The sequence below is a fragment of the Stappia sp. ABD4_338 genome, from assembly GCF_056312175.1.
On sequence record NZ_CM149982.1, the window covers coordinates 597500 to 611168 of the forward strand.

General features: G+C 66.5%; 13 protein-coding genes and 1 tRNA gene. 12 read left to right on the forward strand and 2 right to left on the reverse strand.

All coding sequences use genetic code 11. The features are described from left to right. The first annotated feature begins 73 nt into the window (after positions 1–73). The 3 genes from ACYX4S_RS02685 (at position 74) to ACYX4S_RS02695 (ending at position 2453) form a co-directional block, all read left to right on the forward strand. Complete coding sequence (locus ACYX4S_RS02685; protein WP_476361792.1) at positions 74–1582, forward strand: sensor histidine kinase; 1509 nt, start codon at positions 74–76, stop codon at positions 1580–1582. A 182-nt stretch (positions 1583–1764) separates the two neighbouring features. Next, positions 1765–1841: transfer RNA gene (locus tag ACYX4S_RS02690), tRNA-Arg, on the forward strand. Positions 1842–1955: 114 nt separating this feature from the next. Further along, complete coding sequence (locus ACYX4S_RS02695; RefSeq protein WP_476361793.1) at positions 1956–2453, forward strand: GNAT family N-acetyltransferase; 498 nt, start codon at positions 1956–1958, stop codon at positions 2451–2453. Here ACYX4S_RS02695 and ACYX4S_RS02700 read toward each other — a convergent pair. Both ACYX4S_RS02700 and ACYX4S_RS02705 read right to left on the reverse strand, forming a co-directional pair. Next, complete coding sequence (locus ACYX4S_RS02700; RefSeq protein WP_476361794.1) at positions 2434–3828, reverse strand: L-serine ammonia-lyase; 1395 nt, start codon at positions 3826–3828, stop codon at positions 2434–2436. The genes ACYX4S_RS02695 and ACYX4S_RS02700 overlap by 20 nt on opposite strands. Before the next feature lie 108 nt (positions 3829–3936). Further along, positions 3937–4668: a GntR family transcriptional regulator gene (locus ACYX4S_RS02705; RefSeq protein ID WP_476361795.1), complete on the reverse strand. Its 732-nt coding sequence runs from the start codon at positions 4666–4668 to the stop codon at positions 3937–3939. Positions 4669–4872: 204 nt separating this feature from the next. On the opposite strand from ACYX4S_RS02705, the gene kynU reads away from it, so the two are divergent. From kynU to ACYX4S_RS02750, 9 genes are all read left to right on the forward strand, one after another. Continuing rightward, positions 4873–6108 carry a kynureninase gene (gene kynU / locus ACYX4S_RS02710; RefSeq protein ID WP_476361796.1) on the forward strand — a complete coding sequence of 412 codons (1236 nt, stop codon included), beginning with the start codon at positions 4873–4875 and terminating at the stop codon, positions 6106–6108. A gap of 12 nt (positions 6109–6120) precedes the next feature. After that, the gene (gene kynA / locus ACYX4S_RS02715; RefSeq protein WP_422069612.1) at positions 6121–6972 is read left to right on the forward strand and encodes a tryptophan 2,3-dioxygenase; all 852 of its coding nucleotides are present in this window, start codon (positions 6121–6123) and stop codon (positions 6970–6972) included. A gap of 42 nt (positions 6973–7014) precedes the next feature. After that, positions 7015–7641 (forward strand): arylformamidase, encoded by a 627-nt coding sequence (gene kynB / locus ACYX4S_RS02720; protein WP_476361797.1) that lies wholly within the window; start codon positions 7015–7017, stop codon positions 7639–7641. Between the two features lie 124 nt (positions 7642–7765). Continuing rightward, the gene (locus ACYX4S_RS02725; protein ID WP_293724186.1) at positions 7766–8551 is read left to right on the forward strand and encodes an ABC transporter ATP-binding protein; all 786 of its coding nucleotides are present in this window, start codon (positions 7766–7768) and stop codon (positions 8549–8551) included. Then, a complete protein-coding gene (locus tag ACYX4S_RS02730) occupies positions 8548–9264 on the forward strand; it encodes an ABC transporter ATP-binding protein (RefSeq protein ID WP_476361798.1) in 717 nt (238 codons plus the stop codon). The genes ACYX4S_RS02725 and ACYX4S_RS02730 overlap by 4 nt, the downstream gene beginning before the upstream one ends. Positions 9265–9269: 5 nt before the next feature. Further along, positions 9270–10142: a branched-chain amino acid ABC transporter permease gene (locus ACYX4S_RS02735; protein ID WP_293724033.1), complete on the forward strand. Its 873-nt coding sequence runs from the start codon at positions 9270–9272 to the stop codon at positions 10140–10142. Positions 10143–10157: 15 nt separating this feature from the next. Beyond that, positions 10158–11132, forward strand: coding sequence for a branched-chain amino acid ABC transporter permease (locus tag ACYX4S_RS02740; RefSeq protein ID WP_293724035.1), 975 nt, complete (start codon positions 10158–10160; stop codon positions 11130–11132). Positions 11133–11478: 346 nt separating this feature from the next. After that, complete coding sequence (locus tag ACYX4S_RS02745) at positions 11479–11910, forward strand: TadE family protein (RefSeq protein WP_293724037.1); 432 nt, start codon at positions 11479–11481, stop codon at positions 11908–11910. Positions 11911–11928: 18 nt separating this feature from the next. After that, the gene (locus ACYX4S_RS02750) at positions 11929–13620 is read left to right on the forward strand and encodes a TadG family pilus assembly protein (RefSeq protein WP_476361799.1); all 1692 of its coding nucleotides are present in this window, start codon (positions 11929–11931) and stop codon (positions 13618–13620) included. Positions 13621–13669 lie beyond the last annotated feature (49 nt).

A 13669-nucleotide genomic window follows, 5' to 3' on the forward strand; every position in this document is an offset into this window, starting at 1 on the left:
AGCCGGGAGACAGGCTCCGCCGGACCCGGCGCCGGAGACGGGCGGGCCCACGCCCGGCATGGATGCCGGAGCGGTGGCAGCACCGGCGACGGGCCAGGTCTCCGCGCGCGCCGGAGCGGCAGCGCCCGAGGGGACGGACAGTGGCGGTGCGCCGGCGGACGTGCGCCGCTGGAGCGGCCTGTCCGGCAAGTTGCTCATCCTGACCGTCCTGTTCGTCATGCTGAGCGAAGTGCTGATCTTCGTTCCCTCGATGGCCAACTTCCGCAACACCTGGCTCAACGACAAGCTGACCATCGCCGGTGTGGCGGCGAGCGTTCTGGTCGAGACCGACATGGTGTCGCCGGCGGTGCAGGCCGAGCTCCTGCGCACCACCGGCGCGGTTGCGATCGCACTCAACGATGGCGACCGCCGCCGCCTCATCGCCATGGCGCCGCAGGCCGTTGCCGGTGACGATATCCGCATGACCATCGACATGGGCGAGGCGGACCCGGTGACGTCGATCATGCAGAGCGTGCAAACGTTGCTTGCCGGCGGCGGAGGGTTCCTGCGGGTCGTGGGGCCGAGCCAGATGGGGCTTGGCGGACGCGTGGACATCGTGCTGCCCCAGGCCATGCTGCGCGATGCGATGCTCGGGTTCGCCGTGCGCATCCTGGCCCTGTCCCTGGTGATTTCCGCGATCACCGCCACGCTCGTCTATCTGTCGCTGCGCTGGATGTTCGTGCGTCCGATCCGCCGGCTGACCGGGTCGATGGCCCGGTTCCAGGCCGCGCCCGACGATCCCGCGCGGATCATCGTGCCGTCCGCGCGCAACGACGAGGTCGGCGATGCGGAGCGCCGTCTGGCGGGCATGCAGGCCAAGCTTGCCGAAACGCTCGAGCAGCGTCGCCAGCTCGCCAATCTCGGACTGGCCGTGTCCAAGATCAACCATGACCTCAGGAACCTGCTTGCCTCGGCGCAGCTCTTTTCTGAGCGTCTCGAGATGGTCTCCGATCCGACGGTGCAACGCCTGGCGCCCAAGATCCTGGCAACGCTCGACCGGGCGGTCGGCTACACCCGCTCCGTTCTCGACTACGGCAGCGCGCGCGAGGCACCGCTGAGACGCAGGCTCGTGCGTCTCGACGTGATCGCGCGGGACGTGGGCGAGGTCCTTGGACTGTCCGGGGAGGGAGACGTCGCCTTCGACAATCGCATTCCGCAGGGCGCGGAGGTCGATGCCGATCCCGAGCAGCTCTTCCGCATCCTGATGAATCTGTCGCGCAACGCCGTGCAGGCCCTTCGGGCCGACGACAACCCGGCTGCCGTGCGCCGGCTCACGCTCGAGGCGGACTGCGGTTTCGAGGGCGCGACGATTCGGGTTTCCGACACAGGACCGGGCATTCCTCCCGAGCGGCGCGACCAGCTTTTCCACCCCTTCCAGTCGGCCGCCAAGAAAGGGGGCACCGGACTGGGGCTCGCCATCGCCGCCGAACTGGCGCACGCCCATGGCGGCAGCATCCGCCTGCTGGACCGGCCCGGCCCCGGGGCGGTATTCGAGCTTGTCATTCCGGCGCGTGCCGCAAGGGGTGAACCCTCAAGCGATTGAAAACGCTGACCTTGTGGGGCGTTTTCAACAGATTTGCGACAGGGGCGGGTCCGTTTGAAAAAAATCGCAGCGCTTGCTTGCAATCGGCGAAGGTCCGGGATAGGTATTGCGCCCTGTCAGGGGGCGTTGCCAACCTGACGGTTTCGGAGCCGGACGCGTCCAAGCGTCATGGCTCGAGAGAAGCGCCCGTAGCTCAGCTGGATAGAGCACCAGACTACGAATCTGGGGGTCAGAGGTTCGAATCCTTTCGGGCGCGCCACTCTCCTTCTTCCTCCGAAATTTGCGTTTTCGTCAGGGTCTGCGTCTTGCACGCGGACACGTCTGGCGTTTCCCTGTCCGGGGTTCGCGCTCATGACGTTTCGCTGGAGTTCTCATGACAAACTGGGATGTGACGATCCGGCCGTTCGAGGCGGTAACGGACATCGAGCCGCTGTCGGACATCTGGCTTGAGGCCTCGCGCCGCGCGCATCCCTTCCTCGGCGAGCAGCGTTTGCTCGCGCAGCGCGGACTGGTGAAGGAAAAATACCTTCCCGAGGCGGAGACATGGGTGGCCTGCCGCTGTGGCGATCCGGTCGGCTTCATCAGTCTGCTGGGCAGCTTCGTCGGCGCGGTCTTCGTCGCGCCGGACCTGCAGGGGCAGGGGATCGGGCGCACGCTGATTGCCCATGCGCTTGAGCTGAAACGCGAATTGTCGCTGGAAGCCTACACCGCGAACGCGCAGGCCATGGCGTTCTATGCGCGCCTCGGGTTTCGCGAAGTGTCGCGCAGGCCGACGGACGACGAGGGCCTGCCGTTCGAACTGGCGCTGTTGCGTCTGGCCGGGCAGGCTCGGGGACGTGTGACCGGGGCGCTCAGCACTCCACCACGTTGACCGCGAGACCGCCCTTGGAGGTCTCCTTGTACTTGTCGGTCATGTCGATGCCGGTCTGGCGCATGGTCTCGATGCAACTGTCGAGAGGCACGAAGTGGATGCCGTCGCCGCGCAGGGACAGCGAGGCGGCGGTGACCGCCTTGACCGCGCCGAAGGCGTTGCGCTCGATGCAGGGGACCTGAACCAGGCCGCCGATCGGATCGCAGGTCATGCCGAGATGGTGTTCCAGCGCGATCTCGGCCGCGTTTTCCACTTGCTCGTTGGTGCCGCCGAGCGCGGCGCACAGGCCCGCGGCCGCCATTGCCGAGGCCGATCCCACCTCGCCCTGGCAACCGACCTCGGCGCCCGAGATCGAGGCGTTCGACTTGATGATGCCGCCGATCGCCGCGGCCACCAGCAGGAAGGTGCGGATGCCCTCCCGTCCCGCGTCCGGACAATGGTCGAGGTAGTAGCGGATGACGGCGGGCACCACGCCGGCGGCCCCGTTGGTGGGGGCGGTGACGAGCGTTCCCCCGGCCGCGTTCTCCTCGTTGACGGCCATGGCATAGACGCCGAGCCAGTCCATCACCGTGTGCTGGAAGCCGCGGTTGTTGCCGCGCTCGCTGATCAGCTTCGCGTGGATATCTCGGGCGCGACGGCGCACCTTCAGCCCGCCCGGCAGCGTGCCTTCCCGTGACAGGCCGCGCTCGAGGCAGGCGTTCATGACCGACCAGATCCGGTCGAGACCCGCGTCCAGATCCGCCTCCCGGTCCGCGCCGCCGTCGCGCGCGATCTCGTTGGCGCGCTTCATCTGCTCGATGGTGAAGCCGCCGGCCTTGCCCATGGCCAGCATCTCCTTCGCCGTCCGGAAAGGGTGGGGAACCCCCGGCTCGGCCGTTTCGGGCGCGTCGCTCTGGTGGGCGGCCAGTTCCTCGGCATCGACCACGAAGCCGCCGCCGACCGAGTAGAGCGTCATTTCCAGAAGCGGTTGGTCCTGCCCGTCGAGCGCGCGGAAGATCATGCCGTTGGCGTGGCCCTCGAGCGGGGGGCCGTAGTCGAAGACGAGATCGGTTTCCGGATCGAAGGCGATGTCGCCGAGACCCGGCGGATGGATGCGGCGCTCCCGGGCGAGCCGGTCGAGGTCACTGTCCACGGCATCCGGGTTGATGGTCGCCGGCTCGTGGCCGAGCAGGCCGAGGAACACGGCCCGGTCGCTGGCGTGCCCCTTGCCGGTGAAGGCGAGAGATCCGTGCAGCGAGGCGACGACGCGCGCGGGTCGCAGGTCCTTGTCACGCAGTGCCTGCAGAAAGCGTGCTGCGGCCACCATCGGTCCCATGGTGTGGGACGAGGACGGGCCAATGCCGATCTTGAAGATGTCGAACACGCTGATGAACATGAGCTTTCCTTCCCACGGGCGAACGCGGAGCAGGATCATGCCGTGCTTTGGCACCGACGTCACCCGGCGAGCGGGGGAGCGCCGCAATCGCGAGATTCGCCGTCGTTTTCAGGCGGTGGGCATGGGGGCGGGAGAGACCTCTTCCGGCCACAGGAAGGCGTAGACGGCCAGCGAGAAGCCGATGTGTTCGCGCAGCAGCGACGTTGCCCCTTCGCTGTCACGCGCGAGTGCTGCGTCCATGAGCGCCGTGTGATGCGATAGCCCCACGGTGCGCTCCAGCAGGGCCCGGAAGGCGGCACGATTGCCGTCGTCCAGGCTGGTGTCGCGGGTGGGCACCAGAACCATGTGGCGGTGATGGCGGCGCAGTTCCTCGGTGATCTGGCGCTGGAAGCGGGACAGGGTGTGCGACCGGCCGGCCGACAGGAGCGCTTCGTGAAAGGCATCGTGCGCGGCCTCCCAGGCGTCGGTCTCGCGGGCGTCCATGTCCGGCCCCAGTGCCGGCGCGCGCGAAAGCCGGTGATGGGCCGCGACGACGCGCGCCTCCCAGTCCTCGTCCCCATGGGCGATGGATCGTGCCAGAAGCGTTTCCTCCACGCTCCGGCGGGCGACCTGGAGGTCGCGCAGGGCTTCCGCCGAAACGGGCGCGACCCGGTAGCCTCGATTGCGTTCCGACACGACCAGCCCCTCCGCCTCGAGCCGCGACAGGGCCTCGCGCAGGGGAGTCCAGCCCAGTCCGTAGCGGGCGCTCAGGCCGGAGACGGCGAGCGTCGCCCCGGGCTGCAGCACGCAGTGCAGGATGTCGGACTTGAGCCGCGCGAAGGCTTCGTCGGTCTTTGCCATGGCCGTTCGGTGATCTCCGAGCCTGTGTCCTGTCCTGCCATGCCGTCACATGAACAGGACGGATCTGATATGATCGATGCGATTATATATAATCTTGTTGTGGTCGCCAATGTCTCTTGCTAGCCTCCGGTCGATCCTGCGGGGAGGGACGGGTGTTCCCGCGTGGACATGCTTGCAGGCACGACAGACCGAGGACCGGAAAAGATGACCGCATCGCGCGAAACCGACTGGCAGGCGCTGGACCGCAATGATCCGCTTGCCGCCAAGAAGGCGGCCTTCCGCATTCCCGATGGCGTGATCTATCTCGACGGCAACTCGCTCGGCGTCCTGCCGGAGGCGGTTCCCGCGCGCATGGCGAAGGCTGTCGAGCAGGAGTGGGGGCAAAGCCTCATCCGGGCGTGGAACGAGCATGACTGGTTCACGCTGCCCCAGCGTGTCGGCGACCGCATCGGCCGGCTGGTGGGCGCCGCTCCGGGCCAGGTGACGGCCTGCGACAACACATCGATCAACGTGTTCAAGGTTCTGGCCGCCGCGCTGTCGCTGAATCCTCAACGCAAGGTGATCCTGTCGGACAGCGGCAATTTCCCGACCGACCTCTACATGGCGCAGGGCATTCGCGACATGCTCGACAAGGGGCATGAACTGAAGGTGGTTGCGCCGGAGGAAGTTGCCGGCGCCATCGACGACAGCGTCGCGGTGATGATGCTCACGCAGGTCGACTACCGCACCGGGCGCTGCCACGACATGGCGGCGCTGACGAAAAAGGCCCATGACGCGGGGGCGCTTGTCATCTGGGACCTTGCCCATTCCGCCGGGGCCTTCGCCGTCGAGCTGGACGCCGCCGGCGCCGATTTCGCGGTCGGTTGCGGCTACAAATATCTGAACGGCGGTCCCGGTGCGCCGGCATTCCTCTATGTCGCCGCCCGTCACCAGGACCGGGTTGCCCCGGCGCTCACGGGCTGGATGGGCCATGACGCGCCGTTCGCCTTCGATCTCGACTACCGGCCCGACGCGGGCATCGGCCGGATGCGTGTCGGCACGCCGCCGATCCTGTCGCTCAGCGCGCTGGATGCCGCGCTCGACGTCTTCGACGACGTGGACATGAACGTGCTGCGCGAGAAGTCGGTGTCGCTTTGCGAGCTTTTCATCGCGGAGGTGGAGCGCCGGTGCCCGGAGCTGACGCTGGCCAGTCCGCGCGATGCCGCCGTGCGCGGCTCGCAGGTCTCCTTCCGCTTCGACAATGGCTATGCCCTGGTGCAGGCGCTTATCAGCCGAGGCGTGATCGGGGATTTCCGCGCGCCCGACGTGGCGCGCTTCGGCTTCACGCCGCTCTACATCTCCCACGCCGATGTGATCCGTGCCTGCGAGATCCTGGAGGAGATCGTGAAGACCCGCGCCTGGGACCGGCCGGAATTTCACGCAAGGGCGAAGGTCACCTGAGGGGGAGCGGGAATGAGCGATGTAAAGGGGCTGTCGCCCTATGATCCTGCCGACGACGGCGCGCAGATGGAATTCGACGGGCGCATGTCCTACGGCGACTACCTGGCGTTGCCGAAGATCCTGACCGCCCAGGCGCCGCTGTCGGACGCCCATGACGAATTGCTGTTCATCATCCAGCACCAGACGTCCGAACTGTGGATGAAGCTCGCGATCCACGAACTTCTGGCCGCCAAGCGCTCCATTGCGGGCGATCGCGTGGAGCCGGCCTTCAAGATGCTGAGCCGCATGGCGCGCATCTTCGAGCAACTGACCGGGGCCTGGCAGGTGCTGCGCACGATGACGCCGTCGGAATACACCGAGTTCCGCGACGCGCTTGGCCAGTCCTCCGGATTCCAGTCGTATCAGTACCGGGCGATCGAGTTCCTGGCCGGCAACAAGAATGCCGCCATGATGCGCCCGCATGCCCATGTGAAGGGCGTGCACGACTGGCTCGAGGCGATCCGCCAGGACACGAGCATCTACGACGAGGCCATCCGCCTGCTGGTGCGCTCGGGCTTCGAGATCGATCCCGGCCAGGCGGGGCGCGACGTGTCGCTGCCCTATGAGCGCAACGAAAGCGTCCACGCGGCGTGGCTTGCCGTCTACCGCGATCCGCACAAGCACTGGGCGCTGTATGAACTGGCTGAAAAGCTTGTCGACTTCGAGGATTACTTCCGCCGCTGGCGCTTCAACCATGTGACCACGGTCGAACGCGTCATCGGCTTCAAGCGCGGCACCGGCGGAACCTCGGGCGTAACCTATCTGAAGCGGATGCTCGAGGTGGTTCTGTTCCCGGAGTTGTGGGACATTCGCGCGGACATGTAGCCTCGGCGCACCGGGGCCTGCGACATGAAACGGGAGGGACTCTTGTCGCAACTGATCGATATCACGCCGGCGCTGAGGACGGGCGCGGCGGTGTTTCCAGGTGACGCGCCCTATCGGGTGACGCAAACCTTCGCCATCGGTCCGGGCTGCCCGGTCAATGTGACCGAGGTGTCCATGTCCACCCACTGCGGGGCTCATGCCGATGCGCCGTCGCACTACGCGGCCGATGCCAAGAGCATCGAGGCGGTGGCGCTGGAGGACTATATCGGCCCGGCGCGCCTGATCGACGCACGCGGGGACGGCCCCCTGTGCCAGCCGGCTGAGATCGAGGCGGCGCTTGAAGGTGCGCCGCCGCGCATCCTGCTGCGTCTGGCGGAGGATCTCGACCCGATGCGCTGGCCGGAGGGGTTTCGCGCGCTGGCGCCGGAAACGGTCGAGATGCTGGCCGCCCGCGGGGTGCGACTCGTCGGTGTCGACGTTCCCTCCGTCGACCCCGAAACCTCGAAGGATCTGCCTTCCCACATGGCGTTCCTGCGTCACGACATGCGGATTCTGGAGAATCTGGCCCTTTCCGGGGCCGATTTCGGGGATTACGAGTTGATCGCGCCACCATTGAAGCTAGAAGGGCTTGATGCGGCCCCGGTGCGCGCGGTCCTGCGACGCCTCTGATTGCCGCACGCAAAACGAACAATCCTGGGACACATGCCTCCAGGTCCGGCACGATCCATTGAACGAGATCGGGCGGCCAGGCGAGGTGCGGGGGAGACAGGGATACATGAGCGCCACTGCGCATATGCTCGAGGTCGACGGGCTCGTCATGGAATATGGCGGGTTTCGTGCCGTCGACGGTTGCTCGCTCACCGTGGACGAAGGTTCGATCACCGGACTGATCGGCCCCAATGGCGCGGGCAAGACCACGCTTTTCAATCTCATCGCCGGGGCCTTCCCGCCGAGCGCCGGGCGCATCCGCTATCTGGGCGATGACATCACGGCGCTGTCCACCGACCGGCGCTTCCGGCGCGGCCTGGTGCGCACCTTCCAGATTCCGCACGAGTTTCATCGGCTGAGCACGCTGGAAAACCTGATGATGGTGCCGCCGTCCCAGGCGGGTGAGGGGCTGCTGGCCAACTGGCTGGCCCCGGGCAAGGTCGCGCGCGACGAGAAGCGGGTGCGTGCCCGGGCCGAGGAGACGCTGGAGTTTCTCGAGCTGACCCATGTCGCCCAGGAGCGGGCCGGCAATCTCTCGGGCGGGCAGAAAAAGCTTCTCGAGCTTGGCCGCACCATGATGACGGATGCGAAGCTGGTGCTGCTCGACGAGCCGGCCGCCGGCGTCAACCGCACCCTCCTGCGCAAGCTCGAGGAGAAGATCGCGATCCTCAACCGCGAGCGCGGTTACACCTTCATTCTCATCGAGCACGACATGGAAATGATCGAAAAGCTCTGCGACCCCGTCGTCTGCATGGCCGAGGGGCGCGTGCTGATCGAGGGCGACTTCGCCACCGTGCGCTCCGACCCGCGGGTGCTGGAGGCCTACCTGGGCGAGACGGTGTCCGGATCCGACGAGGAGGCCGGCGCATGAGCGGGGCACGGGACATCCTCGACATGCGCGAGGTCGCCGGCGGCTACGGCGACGCCAACATCCTTCACGGGGTGAGCATCCGCGCCGCGCACGCGGAGATCGTCGTGATCGTCGGCCCCAACGGGGCGGGCAAGTCCACCGCCATGAAGGCGATCTTCGGACTGCTCCACGTGCGTGGCGGCTCGATCCGCGTCGACGGCACCGAGATCACCGGCATGAAGCCGAACCAGATCGTCGAGGCGGGCGTGTGCTACGTGCCGCAGGTCAACAACGTGTTCCGCGAGATGACGGTGCACGAGAACCTGGAAATGGGCGCCTTCCTGCGCTCTGGCGACCTGACCGCCGCGTACGACCGGGTCTACGGCCTGTTTCCCGACCTGAAGGAGCGGCGCAAGGCGCTCGCCGGAAACCTCTCCGGCGGCCAGCGCCAGATGGTGGCCATGGGCCGGGCACTGATGCTGGAGCCCAAGCTGCTGCTTCTCGACGAGCCGACGGCTGGCCTCTCCCCCAAGTACATGGAACAGATCTTCCAGATCTGCCGCGACGTGCGCGACACGGGCGTCACCATTCTTCTCGTCGAGCAGCACGCCAAGCAGGCGCTCGCCTTCGCGGACCGGGGCTATGTGCTCGCCTCCGGCGCCAACCGTCACGAGGGCACGGGCTCCGCGCTCCTTGCCGACCGTGACGTGGCCGCGATGTTCCTGGGAGGCTGAGCGCAATGGGCATGTACGAGATCATCAACTTCTACCTCGTGCCCGGCGTCGTCGTCGGCTCGATCTACGCGCTGGGCGCGGTGGGCATCACGCTGGTCTTCTCGATCCTGCGGTACGCTCATCTCGCCCATGGCGACCTTGCGACGCTTGGCGCCTTCCTGGCCCTGGGGCTGGTGACGCTTGCCGGTCTGTCGCCCTATGTGGCGCTGCCGATCACCATGGTGCTGACGGCGGCCATCGCCGTGGCGCTCGACAAGACCTTCTATGCCTATCTGCGCGAGCGGCCGAAGATCGTCACGGTCATGGCCTCGCTCGGCGTGGCGCTGATGCTCCGCTCCGTGGTGCAGATGGTGTGGGGCGTGGATTCCCAGACCTATTCGCGCGGCATCGTGCGACCCGAGGACTGGTTCGGCCTGCGCCTGCGCGACCGTGAGATCGTGACCGTCCTGGCGATGATCGCCATCGTGGCGGCGCTGCAGCTCTTCCTCAAGTATTCCAGGTGGGGCAAGGCCATGCGCGCCATGTCCGACAACCCCGACCTGGCCCTGCTGTCGGGCGTCGACAACGCCAAGGTCGTGCGGCTCACCTGGATCATCGTCGGCGGGCTGTGCGCGGCATCCGGCGTGTTCCTCGGCCTGAACTACGAGCTCAAGGCGATGATGGGCTGGACCATGCTGCTGCCGATGTTCGCGGCCGCGATCCTCGGCGGCGTCGGTCGCATCGAGGGCGCCGTTCTGGGAGGGCTGGTCGTCGGCATCGCGGAGGAGATGTCGACCCTCGTCCTGCCGAGCGAATACAAGGCGGCCACCGCCTTCGCGATCCTGCTCATCATGCTCATTGTGCGCCCGACCGGGCTGCTCAAGGGCAAGGTTCTCTAAGGGAGGGACGACGACATGGAATGGATCGGCCTTCTCAACTACGCCGTCTTCATGGGGATCTTCATCTGCATCTATGCGCTTCTGGCGCTGGGGCTGAATATCCAGTGGGGTTTCACGGGGCTGTTCAACGTCGGCATCGCCGGTTTCTTCGCCGTGGGGGCCTATACTTCGGCAGTGCTCACGTCTCCGGCGGTGGCGGACCGTATCGGCGGGTTTTCGCTGCCCGCCCCGGTCGGCTGGATCGGGGCGATGATCGCCGCCGGGCTGATCGCCTGGCCCATCGGCAAGATCTGTCTGCGCCTGCGCTCGGACTATCTGGCGATCGCCACCATCGGCGTCGCCGAGATCATCCGCCTCGTCATCAAGTCCGAGGGATGGTTGACGGGTGCGGCGCGCGGCATCACCGGCATTCCCCGCCCCTTCGGCGATCTGCCCTATCTTGCCTCGCAGCTTGCCTATCTGGCGCTGGTCGCCGGTATCCTGTTCGTGGCCTATCTTCTGGTCGAGCGCCAGATTGCCTCGCCCTGGGGACGCATGATGCGGGCCATCCGCGACAACGAGGACGCCGCGCGCGCCATGGGCAAGGACGTGCCCTTCCGCCGCCTGGAGGCCTTCATCTTCGGCTCGGCGCTGATGGGGCTCGGCGGCGCGCTGTTTGCCCATTTCAACCGCACGATCACGCCGGAGGCGATCGATCCTATGATCGCCACCTTCCTCGTCTGGATCATGCTTATCCTTGGTGGCGCGGGGAACAACCGCGGTGCCATCCTCGGTGTCGCGGTCATCTGGATCATCTGGTCCATGTCGGAGATGGTCACCGACCAGCTTCCGGCCGAATACGCGATCAAGGCCAAGTATCTTCGCGTGTTCCTGATCGGGCTGATGCTGCAGGTGGTGCTGCGGTTCCGTCCCGAGGGGCTTCTGCCCGAGCCGCGTGGCGGCCGGAAGACGCCTGAAGCCGGCGCCACGGGATCGGGCGACGCGCCCTGAAGACGGGCTCGTCCCGGGAGCCAAACCCCGGCGATACGAATGCAAAGGGCCGGCGGCGCGTGCTGCCGGCCCTTTTTGCGTTGGCCCCCGCTGCTCTCGAAGCGCATTGATTTTTCAAAACTTTCTCTTTCTTGAATGTATACGCAGAAGAAAATGCGGCGGGTATTCGCATGGATTTTTCCGCGTAAACTTTAAGCAGACTCATGTATTGAGTTTGTCACTTTGGTACTTGTTTCAGCCTTTTTTTAGATTCGGGTACCAAAAATAACGTAGGGGCATATGGGGAGAAGCGGTCCTCTCTGGTCGGGAGGTGTCATTTTCAGGTGACTTGCATCGGAGTTCCGTCATGGAAGTCAGAAAAACAAGATCCATAACTTCGGACACGACGGCGACATCTGCGGTAGAATTCGCGATCATCGCCCCCGTCTTCTTGGCTGTTATGCTCGGTATTATTGCTTATGGCATCTATTTTGGTGCCGCGCACAGCGTTGCCCAGCTTGCCGCGGACGCGGCCCGTGCCTCCGTCGCGGGGCTTTCCGACGCGGAGCGGCTGCGCCTCGTTCAGGGGCACGTCCAGGCGAGTGCCGGCTCCTATGTCCTGATCGATGGCGAGAAGGTCAGCGTCGAGGCGGCGCCGCTTCCCTCGGACACACGCCAGTTTCGCGTCGTGGTGAGCTATTCCGCCACGGACCTGCCGATCTGGCAGATGCGTCCGTTCCTTCCCCTTCCCAGCGAGACCATCGTGCGTGCCGCGGTCGTGTCGCGCGGCGGCTACTGAAACGCGGGGGAGGTCGTCATGCGCATGTTGAAGCACTCCTCGTTTCGTGTCCTGCCGGCGCGACTTCTGTCGGGCACGCGTGGTTTCCGGCGTGATGAACGCGGTTCCGTCGCCATCATGGCGGGCCTGTTCTTCGTGATGATCGCGGGGCTTGCCGCGCTCGCGATCGACATCGGGTCGCTCTACCTGGAGCGGCGGGTCCTGCAGGGGGTTTCGGATCTTGCCGCCATTGCCGGGGCGGGCGACATCGAGCAGGCCGAGCAGCGGGTCGAGGCGACACTTGCGGCGAACGGGGTCGAGGCCGACTACGAGGTGGTTCGCGGCTTCTATCTGGCCGACCCTAAGGTCGCACCGGAAAGCCGCTTCTCGCCCGGGCGCACGCCCTACAACGCGGTGCAGGTGGCCCTGAGCCGGCCGGGCAATATCTTCTTCGCTCGCGCGTTCTCGGTACAGGAGCCGGAAATCAGCGTGATGGCGGTTGCCGCGCGTGCCGAACTCGCGGCCTTCGGCATCGGCAGCCGGCTGGCATCGCTTCAGGGCGGTGTGGCCAACCAGGTTCTCGGTGCGCTGACCGGCGGTTCCGTGTCCCTGTCGGTGATGGACTACCGCGCGCTTGCCGATGCGGATATCACCGTGGCGGATGCTCTCTCCGGCCTTGCGACGTCGGGCAAGGTGACCGCCGGCACCTATGGCGAGGTGCTGGATGCGTCGGTGACGCTGGGCGACTTCCTGGAGGTCGTGGCGGATGTGGCCGGGGCGAATGGCGATGCCGCTGCCTCGCTTGCGCTGCGCAAGCTCGCCCGTTCCGCCGGGTCGGGTCTCGACGTGCCGCTTTCCACGATGGTCGATGCCGGCCCCTTCGCGAGTCTTGCCGTCGGCGACAAGGCGCCGGGCTTTGACATCTCCGCCTCCGCGCTCGAACTCGTTTCCGCCGCGACGACGCTGGCCAACGGCGAACGACAGGTGGAGATCGATCTCGATCTCGGGGTGCCGGGTATAGCGCGCGCCCGCCTTGCCCTTGCCATCGGCGAGCCCATGCAGGGCACCACCCTCATGGCTGTGGGCGGGCCCGGAACGCGAATTTCCACCGCGCAGATGCGTCTTCGCCTGCTTGCGGAGGTCGGTGGCGAAGGGCTTCTCAAGACCATTCGCCTGCGGCTGCCGGTCTACCTCGATCTTGCCCATGCGAGCGCGGGGCTCGAGCGGGTGGCGTGCCAGTCATCGGGAGCGGTTTCCGTACGGGTTGGCGCGAAGCCGGGTCTTGCGAACCTGTGGATCGGCGAGATCGACCTGGACACGATGGCCGACTTTTCCGCCCCTGCGCCGGTGGACAAGACACGGATTGTCGAACTGCCCCTGATCAAGGTCGACGGTATCGCCCATGTTGAAAGCGGTAGCGCACGGGAGCGGTCCGTCTCCTTTTCGCGCTCCGACATTGGCCGCGCTCCGGGCAAGAGCCTGTCTTCCGACGCGCTCCTGCAGACCGCCGTGTCCTCGTTGCTGGGCGATCTCTCGCTGGAAATCAGGATGCTGGGCATGGGGCTGGGCGAGCTTGCCGTCTCCGACGCGGTGACGGACACGCTCGCGAAGGTCGCGCTTCCGCTCGACTCGGCGCTCAACACGCTGCTCGGCGTGCTTGGCGTCAACGTGGGCGAGGCGGACCTGCGTCTCTTCGGCGTGCGTTGCGACGGCGGGGTTCTGGCGGGGTAGGGTTTGCATGTCTCCAGCCGGCCTGCGCGGACCTTGCGCGCGCGCAGGC

What these genes read in the sequence shown, in the direction of transcription:
- ACYX4S_RS02700 (WP_476361794.1), bottom strand. Translation starts at nt 3,828, where the DNA reads ATGTTCATCAGCGTGTTCGACATCTTCAAGATCGGCATTGGCCCGTCC.
- ACYX4S_RS02730 (WP_476361798.1), top strand. Translation starts at nt 8,548, where the DNA reads ATGAGCGGGGCACGGGACATCCTCGACATGCGCGAGGTCGCCGGCGGC.
- ACYX4S_RS02735 (WP_293724033.1), top strand. Translation starts at nt 9,270, where the DNA reads ATGGGCATGTACGAGATCATCAACTTCTACCTCGTGCCCGGCGTCGTC.
- ACYX4S_RS02750 (WP_476361799.1), top strand. Translation starts at nt 11,929, where the DNA reads ATGCGCATGTTGAAGCACTCCTCGTTTCGTGTCCTGCCGGCGCGACTT.
- ACYX4S_RS02745 (WP_293724037.1), top strand. Translation starts at nt 11,479, where the DNA reads ATGGAAGTCAGAAAAACAAGATCCATAACTTCGGACACGACGGCGACA.
- kynA (WP_422069612.1), top strand. Translation starts at nt 6,121, where the DNA reads ATGAGCGATGTAAAGGGGCTGTCGCCCTATGATCCTGCCGACGACGGC.
- ACYX4S_RS02740 (WP_293724035.1), top strand. Translation starts at nt 10,158, where the DNA reads ATGGAATGGATCGGCCTTCTCAACTACGCCGTCTTCATGGGGATCTTC.
- ACYX4S_RS02725 (WP_293724186.1), top strand. Translation starts at nt 7,766, where the DNA reads ATGCTCGAGGTCGACGGGCTCGTCATGGAATATGGCGGGTTTCGTGCC.
- ACYX4S_RS02695 (WP_476361793.1), top strand. Translation starts at nt 1,956, where the DNA reads ATGACAAACTGGGATGTGACGATCCGGCCGTTCGAGGCGGTAACGGAC.
- kynU (WP_476361796.1), top strand. Translation starts at nt 4,873, where the DNA reads ATGACCGCATCGCGCGAAACCGACTGGCAGGCGCTGGACCGCAATGAT.
- ACYX4S_RS02705 (WP_476361795.1), bottom strand. Translation starts at nt 4,668, where the DNA reads ATGGCAAAGACCGACGAAGCCTTCGCGCGGCTCAAGTCCGACATCCTG.